The sequence below is a fragment of the Bhargavaea cecembensis DSE10 genome (genome assembly GCF_000348905.1).
Lineage (GTDB): Bacteria > Bacillota > Bacilli > Bacillales_A > Planococcaceae > Bhargavaea > Bhargavaea cecembensis.
In genome coordinates this window covers 200,659-222,184 of record NZ_AOFT01000002.1, presented here as the reverse complement: position 1 = coordinate 222,184, position 21,526 = coordinate 200,659, and the positions used below count along the sequence as shown (strand labels likewise).

The following is a 21,526-nucleotide window of genomic DNA, read 5'->3' as shown; positions in this document are numbered from 1 at the left end:
TAGAAGATAGTTTACATTTTCCATCAGGACTTTCTTTAGGTAACGTTCACCTCGAATGGAGGCACATCAATGGCACCAGATTATTTGGTCATCGTCGAGTCGCCTGCGAAGGCAAAGACGATTGAGAAATATTTAGGGAAGAAATACAAAGTAAAAGCTTCGGTCGGCCATGTGCGGGACCTCCCGCGAAGCCAGACCGGAATCGATGTCGAAAACAATTATGAACCGAAGTACATCACCATCCGCGGCAAAGGACCGGTTCTCCAGGAACTGAAAAGCGCGGCCAAGAAAGCAAAGAAAATCTTTCTCGCATCCGACCCCGACCGAGAAGGGGAAGCGATCGCCTGGCACCTTGCACACTCCCTCGGCATCGACGAGGATTCCGAATGCCGCGTCGTGTTCAACGAAATTACGAAGGATGCCGTCAAGGAAGCGTTCAAGCATCCCCGCGCGATCAACCGTGATCGTGTGGACGCCCAGCAGGCTCGCCGCATCCTGGACCGGCTGGTCGGCTATAACATCAGCCCGATCCTCTGGAAGAAAGTGAAGAAGGGGCTTTCTGCGGGACGGGTGCAGTCCGTTGCCCTCCGCCTGATCATCGACCGGGAAAACGAGATCCGGAACTTCAAGCCGGAAGAGTACTGGTCGATCACCGGGCTGTTCGGCAAGGGGAAAAAAGAATTCACGGCAGCCTTCCACGGCGACGGGAAAAAGAAAATCAAGCTGCCGGACCGGCAGGCAGTCGATGCAATTCTCGCCAAGCTCGACGGCAGCGACTTTGAAGTCGCCGAGCTGGAGAAAAAAGAACGGAAGCGCAACCCGGCGCCCCCGTTCACGACGTCCTCCCTCCAGCAGGAAGCTGCGCGCAAGCTGAACTTCCGGGCCCGCAAAACGATGATGCTCGCCCAGCAACTTTATGAAGGGATCAATGTCGGCAAAGAAGGAAGCGTCGGTCTCATCACCTACATGCGGACCGACTCGACCCGAATTTCCGATACCGCGAAAAAAGAAGCAGGCGACTTCATCCTTTCCGAATACGGCCAGGAATACATGGCTCCGGGGGAGCGGGCATCTAAACAGAAAAATGCCCAGGATGCGCACGAAGCGATCCGCCCGACATCCGTCCTAAGGACACCGGCTTCTCTGAAGGCCGTGCTATCGAATGACCAGATGAAGCTTTACCGGCTCATCTGGGAGCGGTTCATTGCGAGCCGGATGGCGCCGGCCGTACTGGATACCGTGACGGCAGACCTTCGCCAGGGGGATGTCGTGTTCCGGGCGACAGGCTCCCAGGTCAAGTTCCAGGGCTTCATGAAAGTTTATGTGGAAGGTGAGGATGACAAGGAAGATGTGAAGCAGAAAATGCTTCCTCCTCTTGAGAAGGGCGATATCGTCAAGAGTCTCAAGATCGATCCGAAGCAGCACTTCACCCAGCCGCCTCCGCGCTACTCGGAAGCGCGCCTTGTCAAGACGATGGAAGAGCTCGGCATCGGCAGGCCTTCAACTTACGCGCCGACACTTGATACGATCCAGAAACGCGGCTATGTGTCCCTCGACGCCAAGCGCTTCATCCCGACGGAACTCGGCGAAATCGTCCACTCCCTCGTCAGCGAGTTTTTCCCTGAAATCATCGATGTCGAGTTTACGGCGGAGATGGAGAAGGACCTCGACAGCATCGAGGACGGGAAAAACGAGTGGGTCAATGTCATCGACTCCTTCTACAAGGATTTCGAAAAGCGGCTGAAAGTCGCCGAGAAGGAAATGGAAAAGGTGGTCATCAAAGATGAGCCGGCCGGCGAGGACTGCGAAAAGTGCGGATCCCCGATGGTCATCAAAATGGGACGCTACGGCAAGTTCATGGCCTGCTCAAACTTCCCCGACTGCCGGAATACCAAGCCGATCCTGAAGAAAATCGGCGTGACCTGCCCGAAATGCAAAAAGGGAGAGGTCGTGGAGCGCAAGAGCAAGACAAAACGCATCTTCTACAGCTGCGACCAGTATCCGGAATGCGACTTCATCTCATGGGACAAGCCGGTTTCCCGTCCTTGTCCGAAATGCAGCGCCATGCTGGTCGAGAAAAAGCTGAAAAAGGGCAAGCAGATCCAATGCTCGGAATGCGATTATAAAGAACAACCGCAACAGTAAAAGGAGACACGATTCAACATGACACCAGTCGTCAACGTAATCGGCGCAGGCCTTGCGGGCAGCGAGGCTGCCTGGCAGATCGCCAGCCGCGGCGTCAGGGTCCGCCTGCACGAAATGCGCCCTGTCCGGCAGACGCCGGCTCACCATACCGGCCAGTTTGCGGAGCTTGTCTGCACGAACTCCCTCCGCGCCAACAATCTCACGAATGCCGTGGGCGTCCTCAAGGAGGAGATGCGGATCCTTGACTCCGTCATCATGCAGTCCGCGGATTCCAGTGCGGTGCCTGCAGGAGGTGCCCTTGCAGTCGACCGCCATGACTTTGCGGGGCGCGTCACGGAAACGGTCAAAAACCACCCGCTCGTCGAAGTGGTGAATGGCGAAGTGACGGAAATTCCGGAGGGCATCACGGTCATCGCGACCGGGCCGCTCACTTCTTCCTCCCTTGCTGAACAGATCAGCAGCCTGACCGGCGAATACGACCTGTACTTCTACGATGCGGCGGCGCCGATCATCGAGAAGGACTCCATCGACATGGACAAGGTCTATCTGAAATCCCGCTATGACAAAGGGGAGGCCGCCTATCTGAACTGCCCGATGACCGAAGAGGAGTACAACCGCTTCTACGAGGCGCTGATCTCCGCCGAAACGGTCGCACTCAGAGACTTTGAGGAAGAAAAGTATTTTGAAGGCTGCATGCCGGTGGAGGAAATGGCACGGCGCGGCCGTGATACCCTCCGGTTCGGCCCGATGAAACCGGTCGGCCTCGAGGATCCGAAAACCGGCAAGACCCCTTATGCAGTCGTACAGCTCCGCCAGGACAACGCGGCGGCGACCCTCTACAACATCGTCGGTTTCCAGAACCACATGAAGTGGGGTCCGCAGAAAGAAGTCATCCGGCTGATCCCGGGACTGGAGAATGCGGAGATTGTGCGCTTCGGCGTCATCCACCGGAACATGTTCATCAACTCGCCGAGGGTGCTTGAGCGCACCTATCAGCTGAAGGCCCGAAAAGACCTGTTCTTTGCAGGGCAGATGACCGGCGTCGAAGGCTATGTGGAATCCGCAGGCAGCGGCCTCATTGCAGGCGTTAATGCCGCACGCCTCGCGCTGGGCGAGGAGCCTGTCGTCTTCCCTGCGGAAACGGCACTCGGCAGCATGGCACGCTATATCAGCGAGGCAGACCCGGGCAACTTCCAGCCGATGAACGTGAACTTCGGGCTTTTCCCTTCTCTCGGTGAAAAAGTCAGGAAAAAAGCGGAGCGCGCGGAAAAACAGGCCGGGCGCGCGCTGGATACAATTCGAAATTTCAAGAATACAATTGCACATTGATTGAACAAAAGCCTCTGAATGCCTTATACTTTAGAGGCTTTTGTATATTTCCGGAGGTGACGGGATGAATGCCAGGCTGAAACAGGCGGCAGAGGAGTTCCAGTCCTACATCCGCCTGGAGCGAAACTTTTCTCCGCTGACCGTGGAAGGATACCGGAAAGACCTTGAAGAGTTTTTCTCTTTCCTGGAATCCGAGGGGATCGGCGAGGGAGAGGATATCCGATATCCGGAGGCGCGTCTTTATGTGACCCGTCTTTACGAGCGGGAGCTCGAACGGGCGACAATCTCCAGGAAAATCTCTTCCCTGCGATCGTTCTTTAAATTCGCCAACACCCGCTTCGGCATCGATGACCAGGCATTCCGATCACTGTATCATCCGAAAAAAGAAGAAAAGCTGCCCCAGTTCTTCTATGAAGAAGAAATGGAGCAGCTTTTCGAAGCGAATGCGGGCAGCTCCCCGAAACAGATCCGGGACACCGCACTGCTTGAGCTGCTTTATGCAACCGGCATGCGGGTGTCCGAACTGACGGGACTTGCCGTACAGGATGCCGACCTTGAGCTCGATATTGTCCGGGTCATGGGAAAGGGCCGCCGCGAGCGCTACATCCCGTTCGGCCATTTTGCCGCCGATGCGCTTGGCAGGTATTTGGACAGTGCTCGCCCGGCCATCATGAAGGGGAACAAACATGACCGGCTTTTCGTCAATATGAGGGGGACTCCGCTGACCGACCGCGGAGTCCGGCACATCCTGGAAGAGATGGTCAAAAAGGCCTCACTCCATATTTCGATCCATCCGCACATGCTCCGCCATACGTTCGCTACGCACCTGCTCAATAATGGTGCGGATATGCGTTCGGTCCAGGAGCTTCTCGGCCATGCCAGCCTGTCATCGACACAGGTCTATACACATGTGACGAAAGAACATCTGAGAAAGACGTACATGAACGCACATCCTAGAGCTTAAGGGGGAGAGGCAATGGACATTCATGCAACCACGATATTCGCAGTCAGGCACAACGGGAAGGCCGCAATGGCCGGTGACGGACAGGTGACACTCGGAAACCAGGTCGTCATGAAACATACCGCAAAGAAAGTCAGACGTCTGTTCGGCGGGAAAGTCGTCGCGGGCTTTGCAGGTTCTGTCGCGGATGCCTTCACGCTGTTCGAACTGTTCGAGGGAAAGCTTGCCGAGTATGACGGGAACCTCACACGCGCGGCTGTTGAACTCGCCAAGGAATGGCGGGGGGACAAAATGCTCCAGAAGCTGGAGGCCATGCTGATCGTCATGGACAAAGACACGATGCTGCTTGTATCCGGATCCGGAGAAGTGATTGAGCCGGATGACGGCATCCTCGCAATCGGATCAGGAGGCAACTATGCGCTGGCTGCCGGCCGTGCCCTTAAGATGCACGCGGGCGAAAGCATGGATGCCGAGCAGATCGCTCGGGCAGCCCTGGAGACCGCTGCCGATATCTGCGTGTTCACGAACCACCAAATCATCCTGGAGGTGATCGGGGAATGAAGATGGAGCAGATGACACCCCGCATGCTGACAGAGCAGCTTGACCGTTACATCGTGGGCCAGAATGAAGCAAAACGGGCCGTCGCGGTGGCGATGCGGAACCGTTACCGGCGCAGCCGGCTGCCGGAAGAAGAGCGCAACGAGATTATTCCGAAAAACATCCTCATGATCGGGCCGACCGGTGTCGGCAAAACAGAAATCGCGCGCAGGATCGCCAAGCTGGCCGGCGCCCCTTTTCTTAAAGTGGAGGCGACAAAGTTCACGGAAGTCGGATATGTCGGCCGGGATGTTGAGTCGATGGTCCGTGACCTCGTCGAGGCATCATTCCGCCTCGTCCGCAGCGAGCGGATGGAAGAAGTGGCGGACCGCGCCGGGGAACTGGCCGAAGAACGTCTGGTGAAGCTGCTTGTCCCTTCCATGAAAAAAGAGAAAACCGGGCAAAACCCGTGGGAAATGCTTCTCGGCCAGATGCAGGACCGTTCCGAGGAAGAGGAAGAGGATGCCTCGGTCCGCATGAAGCGTTCCGAAATCCGGGCAGAGCTGAAGGCCGGCCGCCTGGAAGACAGGAAAGTCATGGTCGAAGTGACCGAGAATATGCCGTCATTGTTTGACAGCATGCAGGGTTCGGGTATGGAGCAGATGGGCATGAATATGCAAGACGCACTTTCTAACCTGATGCCGAAAAAGAAGAAAAAGCGGGAGATGCGCGTGAAGGATGCCCGCCGGGTGCTAGCCATGGAGGAAGCCGAAAAACTCGTCGACCGTGAAGAAATATCGCAAGTGGCGATTGAACGGGCGGAGCAGCAGGGAATCATCTTCATTGACGAGATCGACAAAATCGCGTCAAAGCAGGGGAATGGCACCTCTGCAGACGTCTCCCGTGAAGGCGTTCAGCGGGACATTCTGCCGATTGTGGAAGGGACGACGGTAACCACGAAATATGGTCCCGTCCGGACAGATTTCATGCTCTTCATCGCGGCGGGGGCCTTCCACGTTTCCAAGCCGTCTGACATCATACCTGAACTGCAGGGCCGCTTCCCGATCCGGGTGGAACTGGATAAACTGACGAAGGATGACTTTGTCCGTATCCTCAAAGAACCGGACAACTCCCTGATCCATCAATACCGGCTGCTGCTTTCGACGGAAGGGGTCGAAATTGACTTTACCGACGAAGCGATCGGCCGCATTGCGGAAATCGCCGCGGAGGTCAATGCGGAAACGGAGAACATCGGGGCCCGCAGGCTGCACACGGTTCTGGAGAAATTGCTTGAGGACCTGAGCTTCGAAGCGTCCGACATCTCGCCCGCGTCCATACGCATCACACCGGAATATGTCGACGAAAAGCTTCAAAAGATTGCAACGAACAAAGATTTGTCACAATTTATTCTGTAGGCACACCTTATCGTTTCCAAAAACGATTACAAACCTTTAGAATATTCTTGAATCCATATATCCAGTAGGAGGAATTGTGTTATGTCACTATTGCAAAATACCCGGGAGATCAACTCCATGCTTCAGGCGTCTGCCGGGAAGCCGGTTAATTTTAAGGAAATGTCCGAGACGCTGTCCAAGGTGATCGGGGCCAACGTCTTCATCGTCAGCCGGAAGGGCAAGCTGCTCGGCACGGCTGTTCACCAGGAAATCCAGAACGAACGGATCCAGAACATGCTGGAGGAGCGCCGTTTCCCTGAGGAATACACGAAAAACCTCTTCAATGTAACGGAAACCTCCCCGAACCTCGACATCAATGACGAGCACACCGTGTTCCCGGTCGAGAACAAGGACCTCTTTGAAGAAGGGCTCACGACCATCGTTCCGATCATCGGAGGCGGCGAACGCCTCGGCACTCTGATCCTCGGCCGTGTGAAAGATGAGTTCACCGACGATGATCTGGTGCTTGCCGAATATGGTGCGACAGTTGTCGGCATGGAGATCCTCCGCGAAAAGGCGGAAGAGATCGAAACCGAGGCCCGCTCGAAAGCGGTCGTCCAGATGGCCATCAATTCCCTTTCCTACAGTGAACTCGAAGCGATCGAGCATATCTTCGACGAGCTCGACGGCACTGAAGGCCTCCTCGTTGCATCGAAGATCGCGGACCGCGTCGGCATCACACGTTCGGTAATCGTCAACGCACTCCGCAAACTGGAGAGCGCGGGCGTCATCGAGTCCCGTTCCCTTGGCATGAAGGGTACGTACATCAAAGTCCTGAACGACAAATTCCTCGTCCAGCTCAACGAACTCAAATCCAAATAATCCTGCCTGGCATTTTGCATTGGCGGACCTCAAGAGCCGGGAGCATGACTTCCGGTTCTTTTTTACGGGAACCTGCCAAACCGGATGCATGGCCAATTAATATGTAGAAAAACCCTTAACCGGGGACGGGAGAATCGGGATTTGCATGCAAAGAGTTTTGTATTGCAAAACGGGTAAACACGTGGTATAGTGACCAATGGTGCGATTACACACGTATCCTGACGGAAGGGCCGGTGCCGAATAGGCTGCCCGCCGGTTGATGGATGCGGAGGACCAAAAAACCAATCGGAGGTAACAAAAATGGCAGTAATCACAATGAAACAGCTTCTTGAAGCAGGTGTCCACTTCGGTCACCAAACACGCCGCTGGAACCCGAAGATGAAGAAATACATTTTCGTGGAGCGTAACGGCATCTACATCATCGACCTTCAAAAGACGGTCAAGAAACTCGAGGAAGCATACGACTTCATGCGCCAGACTGGTGCCGAAGGCGGCAAAGTGCTCTTCGTCGGAACGAAAAAACAGGCTCAGGACGCGATCCGTGAAGAAGCGGAACGTGCAGGCCAATACTACATCAACCAACGCTGGCTCGGCGGCCTTCTGACGAACTTCGGTACGATCCAGAAGCGCGTTGACCGCATGAAAGCAATCGAGCGCATGGAAGAAGAAGGCACTTTCGAAGTCCTTCCTAAGAAAGAAGTTATCCAGCTCAAGAAAGAACACGAACGCCTCGTCAAGTTCCTCGGCGGCATCCGTGACATGAACGGTCTTCCGGATGTCATGTATGTTGTCGACCCGCGCAAAGAGCGCATTGCCGTTGCGGAAGCACAAAAACTGAACATCCCGATCGTCGGCATCGTCGACACAAACTGCGATCCGGACGAAATCGACTACGTCATTCCGGCAAACGATGACGCGATCCGCGCGGTGCGCCTCCTGACAAGCAAGATGGCGGATGCTCTCGTCGAATCGAAACAAGGCGAAGAAGAAACGGAAGTCGAAGCTCAAGGCGAAGAAGTCGCAGCAGAGTAAGACCGTATGTTCAGGCGATAAGCGGCTCCCCAGTCCTTATCGCCTTTTCTAAACAATTTGAATCGACCGGGAGGAATGACAAATGGCAGCAGTAACAGCACAAATGGTAAAAGAACTTCGCGAAAAAACAGGCGCAGGCATGATGGACTGCAAAAAGGCTCTCACGCAAACTGACGGCGACATGGACGCGGCAGTAGACTTCCTTCGCGAGAAAGGCCTCGCGAGCGCAGCGAAGAAAGCGGACCGCATCGCGGCCGAAGGTACGGTTTCCGTTGAAACAGAAGGCAACAAAGCAGTCATCTTCGAAATCAACGCTGAAACAGACTTCGTTGCCAAAAACGACGCTTTCAAGCAGCTGGTTTCCGAAATCGGTACGCATCTTCTTAAAACAGAGCCTGCATCCCTTGAAGAAGCACTTGCTTCCGAAATGGAAAGCGGCCTGTCGGTACAGGACCACATCTCCAACGCCGTAGCGAAGATCGGTGAGAAAATCACGCTCCGCCGTTTCGAAATCATCGAGAAGACAGACAACGACACATTCGGCGCTTACCTCCACATGGGCGGCCGCATCGGCGTTCTCCTTCTCCTCGAAGGCACAACAAACGAAGAAGCGGCTAAAGACGTAGCGATGCACATCGCTGCGATCAATCCGAAATACGTTTCCCGCGACGAAGTTCCTGAAGAAGAAGTCGAGCGCGAGCGCAAAGTCCTCACGGAACAGGCACTCAACGAAGGCAAGCCGGAAAACATCGTTGCGAAGATGGTTGAAGGCCGCCTCGGCAAGTTCTTCGAAGACGTTGTCGTCCTCGACCAGCCGTTCGTCAAGGACTCCGACCAGAAAGTCCGTGACTTCGTCAAGTCGGCCGGCGGCGAGCTGAAGTCGTTCGTCCGCTATGCAGTGGGCGAAGGCATCGAAAAGCGCGAAGACAACTTTGCCGATGAAGTCATGAACCAGGTCAAAGGCAACTGATCCAATACCAAATTTGGGAGGGGAACACGAACCAGGTGTTCCCTCTTTTTCGATAAAAAACAGAGATGATGGAGGAGACCTCATGAGCGTACCGAAATATAAAAGAGTCGTCCTGAAGTTAAGCGGGGAGGCACTGGCCGGAGAGCAGGGCTTCGGGCTCTCGCCGGCAATCATCAAATCTGTCGCCGAACAGGTGAAGGATGTTGTCGACCTTGGCGTGGAAGTCGCCGTAGTCGTCGGCGGCGGAAACATCTGGCGCGGCAAAGTCGGAAGCGAAATGGGTATGGACCGGGCTACAGCCGACTACATGGGGATGCTCGCCACAGTCATGAATTCTCTTGCGATGCAGGATGCCCTGGAAAAGCTGGGCATCGAGACAAGGGTGGCCACGTCCATCGAAATGCGGCAAGTTGCTGAACCGTACATAAGGAGACGCGCCATCCGCCATCTCGAAAAAAAGCGGGTCGTCATTTTCGCTGCCGGCACGGGCAACCCATACTTCTCGACGGACACGACAGCCGCTCTCCGCGCAGCGGAAATCGAGGCGGATGTCATCCTGATGGCAAAGAACAATGTGGATGGCGTCTATAGCGATGATCCGAAGACCAATGCTGACGCGGTGAAGTATGAGACCCTCACTTACCTGGACGTCATCAAGGAAGGTCTTCAGGTGATGGATTCGACGGCTTCCTCGCTCTGCATGGACAACGACATACCGCTCATTGTATTCTCGATCATGGAACAGGGGAACATCAAAAAAGCCGTCCTCGGTGAAGAAATCGGAACGATTGTCAGGAGGAATGCATAATGGTGAACAAACTGATTGAAGAAACAAAGGATCGCATGGCCAAGTCTTTACAGTCGCTCCGGCGCGAGCTGGCTTCCATCCGTGCGGGCCGCGCGAACGCATCGCTGCTCGACCGGATCTCGGTCGACTATTACGGTGCGCCGACCCCGGTAAACCAATTGGCCGGAATTTCTATTCCGGAAGCGCGCCTTCTCGTCATCCAGCCGTACGACAAATCGGTGATCGGCGACATTGAAAAGGCAATCCTGAAATCTGACCTCGGGCTGACGCCGGCAAACGACGGCAATGTGATCCGTCTTGCGGTGCCGGCACTGACGGAAGAACGCCGGAAAGAACTCGTCAAGCTCGTCAAGAAGGAAGCGGAAGAGGGCAAAATCTCCATCCGCAACATCCGCCGGGATGCCAATGACTCCCTTAAGAAACTGGAGAAAAACGGCGAAATCACGGAGGACGACCAGCGCGGCTACAGTGATGACATCCAGAAGATGACGGACGATCATATCCGCCAGATCGATGACGTCGCGAAGGAAAAAGAAGAAGAAATCATGGAAGTATAACGAAAGAACCAAAACCCCACAAGGGCGTCCTAAACTAAAAGGACGCCTTTTTTACTTGTGGAAAAACTGCTATGATAGTAAAAGCATGGATTCCGAATTGTTGTTGAGTGGAGGAAATCTGATTATGTTGGATAAATTGATCCGCAAAAAAGGCGGCGGAGCCAAGGTGGAACCGGATGATGCCATCATTCCGCGGCACGTCGCCATCATCATGGACGGAAACGGCCGTTGGGCAAAAAAGAGGTCGCTTCCGAGAATTGCGGGACACCATGAAGGAATGAAGACTGTCCGCAAGATCACCAGGGAAGCGGATCGTCTGGGCATAAAAGTGCTCACTCTCTATGCCTTCTCCACGGAGAACTGGAAACGCCCGAAGCCTGAAGTGGAATTTTTGATGAGGCTGCCGGAAGAGTTTCTCGGGACCTACCTGCCGGAGCTTGTGGAACGCAATGTCCGTGTAAGGATGATCGGCGATCATGAGCATCTTCCTCCGCATACCCGGCGTGCCATTACTCGGGCAATGGAAGCGACGGCGGACAACGATGGCCTGATCCTGAATTTCGCAATGAACTATGGCAGCCGCGCTGAAATTACCGAAGCTGTCCGTTCAATTGCACAGGCGGTGGCTGAAAACCGGATGAGCGCGGATGACATCGATGAATCGATGATCACCGGAGCGCTGATGACCGCGGAACTGCCCGAGCCCGACCTGCTGATCCGCACGAGCGGGGAAGTCCGGCTCAGCAACTTCATGCTGTGGCAACTCGCCTATACAGAGTTCTGGTTTACTGATACGCTTTGGCCGGATTTCGACGAAAGCCGGCTGCAGGAGGCGATCGCTGTATACCAGGCAAGGAACCGCCGGTACGGCGGAGTTGACAAGGAGGACACGGATTGAAGACCCGAATCATCACGGGCGTGGTGGCTGCCCTTCTCTTCATCCCGCTCGTCATCATCGGGGGGCTGCCGTTCACGCTGGCGGTCTTCCTGCTTGCGGCGGTCGGGATGTACGAACTGCTCCGGATGAAGAAGATTTCCATCTTCTCCATTCCCGGATTGCTTGCCGTGCTTGCCCTGTTCAGCTTTTTGCTGAAACCGGAATGGGCGGCGGTAATTACAGAGTATACCGGTTATACGAAAATTGAAGTGGTCTATATGACCGTACTTCTGCTCCTGGTGTATACCGTTGTCGTGAAAAACCGGTTCACATTCGAGCATGCGGCTTTTACGGTGCTCGCCATGCTTTATCTGGGAATCGGCTTCTACTACCTGATCGTCACGCGTGACGCGGGGATCGAATACATCATCTATGCGCTCATCGTCGTCTGGCTGACAGACACGGGTGCTTATTTCACTGGCCGAAGCTTCGGCAAGCGCAAACTCTGGCCAGAAATCTCCCCGAACAAGACCGTGGAGGGATTTGTCGGCGGCATTGCGGCTGCGGTAATTGCAGCATGCCTGTTCCAGCTGTTCATGCCGGTGACCGACTCCTATCTGTTCCTCATCGTTGTGACAATCGTCGCTTCGGTGACCGGGCAGATCGGCGACCTCGTGGAATCGGCGCTTAAACGGCACTACGGCGTGAAGGATTCGGGGAACATCCTGCCCGGACACGGCGGGATCCTCGACCGGTTCGACAGCCTGCTTTTTGTGCTGCCGGTACTGAACCTCCTTCACTTTGTCGGATGAACGGAAAGGAAGTAGCATATCATGGTTAAGAAAATCAGTTTATTGGGCGCCACCGGTTCCATCGGGACACAGACTGTCGACATCGTCCTGGCGGATCCGGGGCGCTTTGAAATCACAGCCCTTGCAGCCGGAAGAAACCTGCCAAAGCTGCGGGAGATTTTGGCCCGGATAAAACCGCAGTTTGTAGCGGTTTCAGATGAAGCGGATGCCGAAAAACTGAGGGCGGAATTTCCCGGAATCCGGTTTGGTTCGGGCAGGGAAGGCCTTCTCGAGGCATCTGCCGGTACCGAAGCGGACATCGTTGTCGGGGCGGTGATCGGCAGCGTCGGTCTCGAGCCGACGCTTGAAGCGATCCGGAGCGGCCGGGACATTGCCATTGCGAACAAGGAAACACTGGTTGCTGCCGGTTCAATTGTCACTTCGGAAGCGGAAAAGCATGGCGTGCGGCTACTGCCGGTTGACAGCGAGCACTCGGCCCTGTTCCAGGCACTGAACGGCGAGGATCCGAAACGGGTGGACCGCCTGATTCTGACAGCATCGGGCGGCAGCTTCCGGGACAAGTCCCGTGACGAGCTGGAAGGCGTGACCGTCGCGGAAGCGCTGGCCCACCCGAACTGGTCGATGGGAAGCAAGCTGACGATCGACTCCGCCACCATGATGAACAAGGGGCTCGAAGTGATCGAAGCGCATCATCTGTTCGGCATGCCCTATGACCGGATCGATGTCCTCCTCCATAGGGAGAGCATCATCCACTCCATGGTCGAGTTCGAGGATACGAGCGTGATTGCACAGCTTGGCTCACCGGATATGAGGGTGCCGATCCAGTACGCACTCACTTATCCGGACAGGCTTCCGAGAAAGGGAACCGAAAGACTGGATCTGGCCAAAATCGGTCTGCTTCACTTTGAGGAAGTCGACCTTGACCGTTTTCCGGCACTGCGGATCGCCTTTGAATCCGGCAGGGCCGGAGGAACGGCGACGACCGTCATGAATGCGGCGAACGAAGTGGCGGTCGCCCTCTTCATGGAAGGCCGCATCACCTTCACCGAGATTGAGCCGCTGGTTGAACAGGCACTCGGACGGCATGACCTGATCGCGGAGCCGGACCTTGAGACCGTGCTTGCCGTGGATGCGGAGACGAGAAAAGCCGTCCTCGATATGGTAAAATAGGACGATATGAATTCCGGCGGAAAGCCGGATGAAGGTGGGTGCACATGCAGACAATCCTTGCATTTATTGTCGTTTTCGGTTCGCTCGTCTTCTTCCATGAGCTGGGCCACTTCCTTCTTGCCAAGCGGTCCGGCATCATGGTCAGGGAATTTGCCATCGGGTTCGGGCCGAAACTGCTCGGCATCAATAAAGGGGAGACGCTCTACACGATCCGGCTGCTGCCGCTTGGGGGCTATGTCCGGATGGCGGGAGAGGACTTTGACAAAGTCGAACTTCAGCCCGGACACCGGATCGGTCTCCTGCTGGACAGGGACGGCCGTGCCGAGCGCATTGTCCTGAACCAGAATGACCGGACACCGGACATGCTCTATATGGAAGTCGAACAGGCAGATCTCGAAAAGGAATTATATATTGACGGATATGACGAAGAAGAGCGGAGGGTCCGCTACCCGGTCTCCCGAAAGGCGATCATCTCCGAAAAAGGAACTGAAACACTGATCGCGCCGCATGACCGGCAATTCGAGTCGAAGTCTCTAGGAGCCCGTGCGGCAACCATCATTGCGGGCCCGCTCTTCAACTTCATCCTTGCGTTTTTCATCTTTGTTATCCTCGGACTGGTCCAGGGGATTCCAAAGGATGACCCGGTCATTGCGGATGTGACCGATGATGGCCCGGCCATCTCCGCAGGCATCGAGAAAGGGGACAGGATCGTTTCCGTCAACGGTCGCGAAGTCGGTTCCTGGAATGCCTTCTCGGCCATCATCCAGGACAGCCCGGGTGAGGAGCTGACGATCGGACTGGAGCGCGGCGGTTCTGTGGAAGAGGTCAATGTCACGCCTGCTTCCATTGATGTCGAAGGCCAGACAATCGGCCAGATCGGGGTCCTGTATGAACCGCAGTATGAGAAAAATGTACTCGGCACGGTTGCGTATGGCGCTGAACAGACATGGTTCTGGTTCAAGCGGATCTTCCAGCTGCTCGGCATGCTGGTGACCGGCCAGTTCACGATCGAGGCGCTTTCGGGACCGGTCGGCATCTATCAGGCGACGGGTGCGGTTGCACAGGCGGGAGTCTTCAATCTGATGAACTGGGCCGCCGTGCTGTCGATCAACCTCGGCATAATGAACCTGCTTCCGCTCCCGGCACTGGACGGGGGAAGGCTCCTGTTCTTCGGCTTTGAGGCGCTCAGGGGCCGGCCGATCGACAAGCAGAAAGAGGGCATGGTCCATTTTGTCGGCATCATGCTGCTCATGGTCCTGATGATCGTCGTCACCTGGAACGATATCCAGAGATTTTTCTTCTGATCCATAATATTGAATATCCGGGGTGCTATACCGATGAGACAAAGCAAAACGTTTATTCCAACATTGCGCGAAACGCCGTCTGATGCGGATCTCAAGTCCCATCAGCTCCTGCTCCGTGCAGGATATATCAGGCAGAATACGAGCGGGGTCTACTCCTACCTGCCGCTGGCCAAGAAAATGCTCACGAAGATCGAGTCGATCATCCGTGAGGAGATGGATGCGATCGGCGGTTCCGAAGTACTGATGCCATCCCTCCAGCAGGCGGAACTCTGGCAGGAAACGGGCCGCTGGTACACCTACGGCCCCGAGCTGATGAGACTCAATGACCGCCATGGCCGTGAGTTCGCACTTGGCCCGACACATGAAGAAGTGATTACATCACTCCTTCGCGACGAAATCAAATCCTATAAAAAACTGCCGCTCACCCTCTACCAGATCCAGACAAAATTCCGCGACGAGAAGCGCCCGCGCTTCGGACTTTTGCGCGGCCGGGAGTTTATCATGAAGGACGCCTATTCCTTCCATGATACCAAGGAAAGCCTGGATGCCACCTATGAGGACATGAAGCAGGCCTACACGAACATCTTCACCCGGCTGGGACTGAACTTCCGTGCGGTCATCGCTGATTCCGGCGCAATCGGCGGAAAGGATACGCATGAGTTCATGGTGCTGTCCGAGGTCGGCGAGGATACGATTGCCTACAGCGATTCTTCCGATTTTGCAGCAAACATCGAAATGGCGGAAGTCAATGTCGCTTATCCGGAACCCGAAGGCGAAGAACTCACGGTGGAGAAGGTCGACACGCCAGATGTGAAGACCATCGAGGATGTGGCGGCTTTCCTGGACGTCCGTCCGGAAGACTGCATCAAGACACTCGTGTTCATCGTCGATGATGAACCGGTCGTCGTCCTTTCCCGCGGTGATCATGAAATCAACGATATCAAGGTAAAACACGCACTCGATGCGTCAATTGTCGAGATGGCCACACCGGAACAGGTCAAGGATGCAACCGGAACGGAGATCGGTTCCCTTGGCCCGGTCAAACTGCCTACAGGCCTGAAGGTAATCGCGGACCATGCCGTGCGCAACATGCGCAACGCAGTGACGGGCGCCAATGAAGACGGCCGCCATTACCGCAACGTGAATCCTGAGCGGGACTTTTCCGTGGATTCCTACGAAGACCTCCGGTTCATCAAGGAGGGTGACCCGTCTCCTGACGGAAACGGGACCATCCGGTTCGCCAAGGGAATCGAGGTAGGGCACATCTTCAAGCTGGGCACGACCTATTCGGAACCGATGGAAGGGAACTTCCTCGATAACAACGGGCGCCAGCAGCCGTACATCATGGGATGCTACGGTATTGGCGTATCACGCCTTATGTCCGCGATGGCGGAACAGTTTAATGATGACGATGGCCTGAAGTGGCCGAAGGACCTTGCGCCTGCCGATATCCATCTGATCCCTGTGAACATGAAGGATGATGACCAGCGGGAACTGGCTGAAGAGATGTATGGCCTTCTGTCCTCGTACCGATACAACGTGCTGTTCGATGACCGTCCGGAGCGTCCGGGGGTCAAATTTGCGGATGCGGATCTGATCGGCCTCCCAATTCGCCTGACGGTCGGCAAAAAGGCCGCCGAGGGAATCGTGGAAGTGAAATTCCGCGCAACCGGTGAAACAGCGGAGTGGAAAAAAGAAGAGCTCACGGACAAGCTCCGTTCGTTCTTCGGCTGATAAACAAGACGGAACCGGAAGAACGGGAAAGCCCTCGGGCTTTTCCCTTCTTTTTTCGGTTCTGGCGGAAAGGAGGAATATTCTGTGGAACAAGACCCGAAAATGCGCTTCAATATTCTGCTCCAGCACATCGGCATGACGGAGGATGCGGTGGCCCGCCACTTTGAAGGTGCCTCCCTTGAACGGCTTGATGTACATACGAAATCGCGCGTCTGGCGGTTCCGGGTGACCGTGCCTTCGATCCTGCCGGCTGCGATCTTCAGGGAGTTCAGAAAGCGGATCGATGCCACGTTTTCCCCGATTGCACGTGTTTTGCTGAATATCCGTGCCAAAAATCCGGCATTTGACGAACAGAGGATACGCGACTACTACGAGCTTGCGGTCGGAGAGATCGCGGACATGTCCCCGCCCGTGCGGGAGCGGCTAGCGTCGCAGCTCCCGGCATGGAACGGCCAGACGCTCATGCTGAAATGCGGCAATGAGCTCGAGCTCCAGACAATGAAGGGCAAATACGGCACTTTGATCTCGGAATCCTATGATTCGTTCGGTTTTACCGGGCTGTCTGTCGATTTTGTTCTAGGAGAAGAAGATAACGGTGAAGAAGAAGCACGGCGTGCCTTCTTCGAGCAGCGCAGGATTGAAGAAGAAGCCCTCGCCAACCGCGCGCTGGAGGACATGAAAAAGCGGGAGAAGGAGAAAAAGGAATCCTCCGGTCCGGAGGGGCCGTTTTCAATCGGCTTGCCGATCAAGCCGGATGAGCCGATCACGGGCATCCGCCTGATCCAGGACGAAGAACGGAAAATCACGATCGAAGGCGTTGTCTTCGATGTGGAAGTCCGTGAGCTCCGGAGCGGCCGTTCTCTTCTGACGGTGAAAGTGACCGATTATACGGACTCCATTCTCGTGAAGATGTTCTCCCGCGATAAGGAAGACGCCGAAATGATGACGGCCCTGAAGAAAGGGGCCTGGGTCCGCGCAAGAGGGTCGATCCAGAATGATACCTTTATACGCGACCTCGTCATGATGGCGAATGACATCATGGAAATCGCCCCGAGAGTGAGAAAAGATGAAGCTCCGGAAGGCCGCAAGCGCATTGAGCTCCACGCCCATTCCAACATGAGCCAGATGGACGCTGTTGTGCCTGCGGGAGAGCTTGTCGCACAGGCTGCCAAATGGGGCCATCCCGCGATTGCGATTACGGACCATTCAAATGTGCAGGCTTTTCCGGATGCCTACACGGCCGGGAAGAAACATGGCATCAAGGTGATCTTCGGGCTCGAGGCGAATCTGGTCGATGACGGAATCCCGATTGCCTATGATGAGGTCGTCAGGGATCTGGAAGATGCGGAATTCATTGTCTTCGACGTGGAGACGACCGGTCTGTCTGCGGTCTACGATAAGATCATCGAGCTTGCCGCGGTAAAGGTGAAGGGCGGAGAGATCATTGATACATTCGAAAGCTTTTCCGACCCGGGACATCCTTTGTCCGCGACGACCATTGAGCTTACCGGCATCACCGATGACATGGTGAGCGGCGCACCGGCCATCGAAGAAGTAGCCCGAAGGTTCCGCGACTTTGCGGGTGACGGCATCCTTGTTGCCCACAATGCCACATTTGATATGGGCTTTCTCTACGAAGCCTATAAACTTGCCGGCGTTGAGGAGCGGGAGCATCCGGTCATTGACACCTTGGAACTCGCAAGGCTCCTCCATCCGGAGCTGAAAAACCACAGGCTTAACACGTTATGCAAAAAGTTCGGCATCGAACTCACCCAGCACCACCGTGCGATCTATGACTGTGAAGCGACCGGCCATCTGCTGATCCATCTTCTGAAGGAAGCGGAGCAGGATTACGGAATCCGGCGCCATGACGAATTCAACCTCCATATCGGCGGGGGGGATTCGTACAAACGCGCACGGCCGTCCCATTGCACGATCCTGGTCAAAGATGCGGTCGGCCTGAAAAATCTGTTTAAGCTGGTTTCCCATTCGCACACCGAGACATTTTACCGGGTGCCCCGGATTCCGAGGTCGGTGCTCCAGCGGCACAGGGAGGGGCTGCTGATCGGCTCCGGCTGCGACAAAGGCGAAGTGTTCGAAGGGCTCATGCAGAAGCCTCTCGATGAAGTTGAGCAGATCGCCAAGTTTTATGATTATCTGGAAGTCCATCCGAAACCGGTCTATCAGCATCTGATCGAACTGGAGCTGGTCAGGGATGAGTGGAACCTCGAAGACATCATCAGAAAAATGATGAAGCTCGGCAAAAAGACCGGTATACCCGTCGTTGCAACGGGCAATGTTCACTATATCGACGAGCATCAGGCGGCTTACCGGAAAATCCTCGTCGGTTCGCAGGGAGGGGCCAATCCGCTTAACCGCCATAGCCTTCCGGATGTCCATTTCCGCACAACTGACGAAATGCTGAAAGAATTCGAATTCCTTGGCGAGGAAAAGGCGGAGCAGATCGTCATCGACAATCCTCAGAAAATCGCGGACCTGATCGGTGATGTCCAGGTCATCAGGGACGAACTGTACACACCGGTCATCGAAGGGGCGGACGATGAAGTCCGCAACCTGACCTATACGATGGCGCACTCGATCTACGGGGAGGAGCTGCCGGAAATCGTCACCGGGCGGATCGAGAAAGAATTGACATCGATCATCGGACACGGCTTCGGCGTCATCTACCTGATCTCGCACAAACTGGTTAAAAAGTCGCTGGACGACGGCTACCTGGTCGGGTCCCGGGGATCGGTCGGCTCGTCATTTGTCGCGACGATGATGGAGATCACCGAAGTCAATCCGCTTCCGCCGCACTATGTATGCCCATCCTGCAAAAAGTCGGAATTCATCACGGACGGTTCCATCGGCTCCGGCTTCGACCTTCCGAGAAAGGATTGCGATACATGCGGAGTTGAAATGACAAAGGACGGACATGATATTCCGTTCGAGACGTTCCTCGGCTTCAAGGGGGACAAGGTCCCGGATATCGACCTGAACTTCAGCGGCGAATACCAGCCCCGCGCGCACAATTATACAAAAGAGCTGTTTGGTGAAGACTATGTGTACCGTGCGGGAACCATCGGCACGGTCGCCGAAAAGACGGCTTACGGTTACGTGCGCGGTTACATGAACGACAATGGCCTGACGATGAGAAACGCGGAGATCGACCGGCTTGTCCAGGGCTGCAGCGGCGTCAAGCGGAACACCGGACAGCACCCTGGCGGAATCATAGTCGTGCCGGATACGATGGATATCTACGATTTCAGCCCCGTGCAATTCCCGGCGGATGACCAGGAGGCGTCGTGGAAGACGACCCATTTTGACTTCCATTCAATCCACGACAACCTGCTGAAGCTGGATATCCTCGGCCATGATGACCCGACGGTTATTCGGATGCTGCAGGATCTGTCCGGCCTGGATCCGAAAGAGATTCCGGTTGACGACCCGGAAGTCATGAAGATCTTCAGCTCACCTGAATCGCTGGGCGTCACCGAAGAGCAGATCCGGTGCAAGACCGGTACACTCGGTATTCCGGAATTCGGAACCCGGTTCGTCCGCCAGATGCTGGAGGACACACGTCCGTCCACGTTCTCCGAACTCGTCCAGATTTCCGGGCTCTCCCATGGTACCGACGTCTGGCTCGGCAATGCACAGGAACTGATCCACAACAAGACCTGCGTCCTGTCCGAAGTAATCGGCTGCCGGGATGACATCATGGTCTACCTGATGCACAAGGGGCTCGAGCCGTCGCTCGCTTTCAAGATCATGGAGTTTGTCCGGAAAGGACGAGGACTCACTCCCGAGTTTGAAGCGGAGATGAAGAAAAATGGCGTGCCGGACTGGTACATCGATTCCTGCAAGAAGATCAAGTACATGTTCCCGAAAGCGCACGCCGCAGCCTATGTCCTCATGGCTGTAAGGATCGCCTGGTTCAAGGTCCACAAACCGCTGTTCTACTATGCCGCGTACTTTACCGTCCGCGCTTCCGACTTTGACTTGATCGCGATGAACAAGGGTTCAGCGACGATCAAGGCACGGATCGATGAAATCGAAGCAAAGGGCCTTGAAGCATCACCGAAAGAAAAGAGTCTCCTGACTGTGCTCGAACTCGCGCTTGAAATGTGCGAACGCGGGTATAAGTTTGGAAAGGTGGATCTCTACAAATCGAAGGCGACCGAGTTCGTCATCGAGGGAGATTCGCTCATTCCGCCATTTAACGCGGTACCCGGCCTCGGGAACAACGTGGCCCGCGCAATTGTGGAGGCAAGGGAAGATGGAGAGTTCCTCTCCAAGGAAGATCTCCAGCAGCGCGGACGTGTTTCGCGGGCCATCATCGACTACCTGGATGAGCTCGGCTGCCTTGATGGCATGCCTGAAGCCAACCAGCTCTCGCTTTTCTGATTTGTTGCAACAGCCGTGCGGCTATGGTAAAATGGATTCAACAAGTTCGGATAGTCGCGCACAGAAGAGTGGGGTCCCCCGCTCTTTTCTGTTTGTCGGGGGAAATTCCCTGTAAACAAGGAGGTCCTTATGAGCAAAGTCACACAAGAAGTCGAAATGTTGGTCGCGCCGATCCTCGAAGAGCAGGATCTGGAACTTGTCGACATCGAATTTGTTAAAGAGGGACGCGATTGGTTCCTCCGGGTGTTCATCGACACGCCCGGCGGAGGCATTGACATCGAGCAGTGTGCGGCTGTCAGCGAACAGCTGAGCGTCAGGCTTGATGAGACGGACCCGATTCCGCAAAACTACTTTCTCGAAGTCTCCTCGCCGGGAGCCGAGCGTCCGCTCAAGAAAGAGCAGGACATGGAGCGCGCGGTCGGCCAATATGTCCACATCAGGACATATGAGCAGATCGACGGGCGAAAAGAGTTTGAAGGCTACCTCCTCTCCTACGGCGAAGAGGGTGCGGAACTTGAAATGAAAGTGAAAACACGCAAAGTAAAAGTGCTGATACCGAAGGACAAAATTGCGTTTGCACGTTTGGCCATCGATTTTTCGGCATAATGTC

General features: G+C 55.3%; 17 protein-coding genes. All 17 read left to right on the top strand.

The genetic code is table 11. The features are described from left to right. Positions 1-69 precede the first annotated feature (69 nt). The 17 genes from topA (at position 70) to rimP (ending at position 21,522) form a co-directional block, all read left to right on the top strand. A complete protein-coding gene (gene topA / locus C772_RS02720; RefSeq protein WP_008297203.1) occupies positions 70-2,145 on the top strand; it encodes a type I DNA topoisomerase in 2,076 nt (691 codons plus the stop codon). Between the two features lie 18 nt (positions 2,146-2,163). Further along, entirely contained in the window at positions 2,164-3,474 is a 1,311-nt protein-coding gene (gene trmFO, locus C772_RS02715) for an FADH(2)-oxidizing methylenetetrahydrofolate--tRNA-(uracil(54)-C(5))-methyltransferase TrmFO (RefSeq protein WP_008297201.1), read from the top strand. Positions 3,475-3,538: 64 nt separating this feature from the next. Further along, positions 3,539-4,438, top strand: a complete 900-nt coding sequence (xerC, locus tag C772_RS02710; RefSeq protein WP_008297199.1) for a tyrosine recombinase XerC — start codon at positions 3,539-3,541, stop codon at positions 4,436-4,438. Positions 4,439-4,450: 12 nt separating this feature from the next. Then, complete coding sequence (gene hslV, locus C772_RS02705; protein WP_008297198.1) at positions 4,451-4,996, top strand: ATP-dependent protease subunit HslV; 546 nt, start codon at positions 4,451-4,453, stop codon at positions 4,994-4,996. After that, positions 4,993-6,387, top strand: a complete 1,395-nt coding sequence (hslU, locus tag C772_RS02700) for an ATP-dependent protease ATPase subunit HslU (protein WP_008297196.1) — start codon at positions 4,993-4,995, stop codon at positions 6,385-6,387. The genes hslV and hslU overlap by 4 nt, the downstream gene beginning before the upstream one ends. Positions 6,388-6,468: 81 nt before the next feature. After that, positions 6,469-7,248, top strand: a complete 780-nt coding sequence (codY, locus tag C772_RS02695) for a GTP-sensing pleiotropic transcriptional regulator CodY (RefSeq protein ID WP_008297195.1) — start codon at positions 6,469-6,471, stop codon at positions 7,246-7,248. A 300-nt stretch (positions 7,249-7,548) separates the two neighbouring features. After that, positions 7,549-8,280 (top strand): 30S ribosomal protein S2, encoded by a 732-nt coding sequence (rpsB, locus tag C772_RS02690; RefSeq protein ID WP_008297193.1) that lies wholly within the window; start codon positions 7,549-7,551, stop codon positions 8,278-8,280. Between the two features lie 82 nt (positions 8,281-8,362). Next, entirely contained in the window at positions 8,363-9,250 is an 888-nt protein-coding gene (gene tsf / locus C772_RS02685) for a translation elongation factor Ts (protein ID WP_008297192.1), read from the top strand. An 82-nt stretch (positions 9,251-9,332) separates the two neighbouring features. Next, positions 9,333-10,058 carry a UMP kinase gene (gene pyrH, locus C772_RS02680; protein WP_008297190.1) on the top strand — a complete coding sequence of 242 codons (726 nt, stop codon included), beginning with the start codon at positions 9,333-9,335 and terminating at the stop codon, positions 10,056-10,058. Continuing rightward, the gene (gene frr, locus C772_RS02675; RefSeq protein ID WP_008297189.1) at positions 10,058-10,615 is read left to right on the top strand and encodes a ribosome recycling factor; all 558 of its coding nucleotides are present in this window, start codon (positions 10,058-10,060) and stop codon (positions 10,613-10,615) included. The genes pyrH and frr overlap by 1 nt, the downstream gene beginning before the upstream one ends. Positions 10,616-10,739: 124 nt before the next feature. Then, positions 10,740-11,513 (top strand): isoprenyl transferase, encoded by a 774-nt coding sequence (locus C772_RS02670; RefSeq protein ID WP_008297188.1) that lies wholly within the window; start codon positions 10,740-10,742, stop codon positions 11,511-11,513. Next, positions 11,510-12,304, top strand: a complete 795-nt coding sequence (locus C772_RS02665) for a phosphatidate cytidylyltransferase (protein ID WP_008297186.1) — start codon at positions 11,510-11,512, stop codon at positions 12,302-12,304. Before C772_RS02670 ends, C772_RS02665 begins: the two co-directional genes overlap by 4 nt. Positions 12,305-12,325: 21 nt before the next feature. Continuing rightward, a complete protein-coding gene (locus tag C772_RS02660; protein ID WP_008297185.1) occupies positions 12,326-13,474 on the top strand; it encodes a 1-deoxy-D-xylulose-5-phosphate reductoisomerase in 1,149 nt (382 codons plus the stop codon). 44 nt (positions 13,475-13,518) lie between these two features. Next, complete coding sequence (gene rseP, locus C772_RS02655) at positions 13,519-14,778, top strand: RIP metalloprotease RseP (protein WP_008297183.1); 1,260 nt, start codon at positions 13,519-13,521, stop codon at positions 14,776-14,778. A gap of 33 nt (positions 14,779-14,811) precedes the next feature. Continuing rightward, entirely contained in the window at positions 14,812-16,512 is a 1,701-nt protein-coding gene (locus C772_RS02650) for a proline--tRNA ligase (RefSeq protein WP_008297181.1), read from the top strand. 102 nt (positions 16,513-16,614) lie between these two features. Next, positions 16,615-20,916, top strand: coding sequence for a PolC-type DNA polymerase III (locus tag C772_RS02645; RefSeq protein ID WP_035001296.1), 4,302 nt, complete (start codon positions 16,615-16,617; stop codon positions 20,914-20,916). A gap of 129 nt (positions 20,917-21,045) precedes the next feature. After that, positions 21,046-21,522, top strand: coding sequence for a ribosome maturation factor RimP (gene rimP / locus C772_RS02640; protein ID WP_008297176.1), 477 nt, complete (start codon positions 21,046-21,048; stop codon positions 21,520-21,522). Positions 21,523-21,526 lie beyond the last annotated feature (4 nt).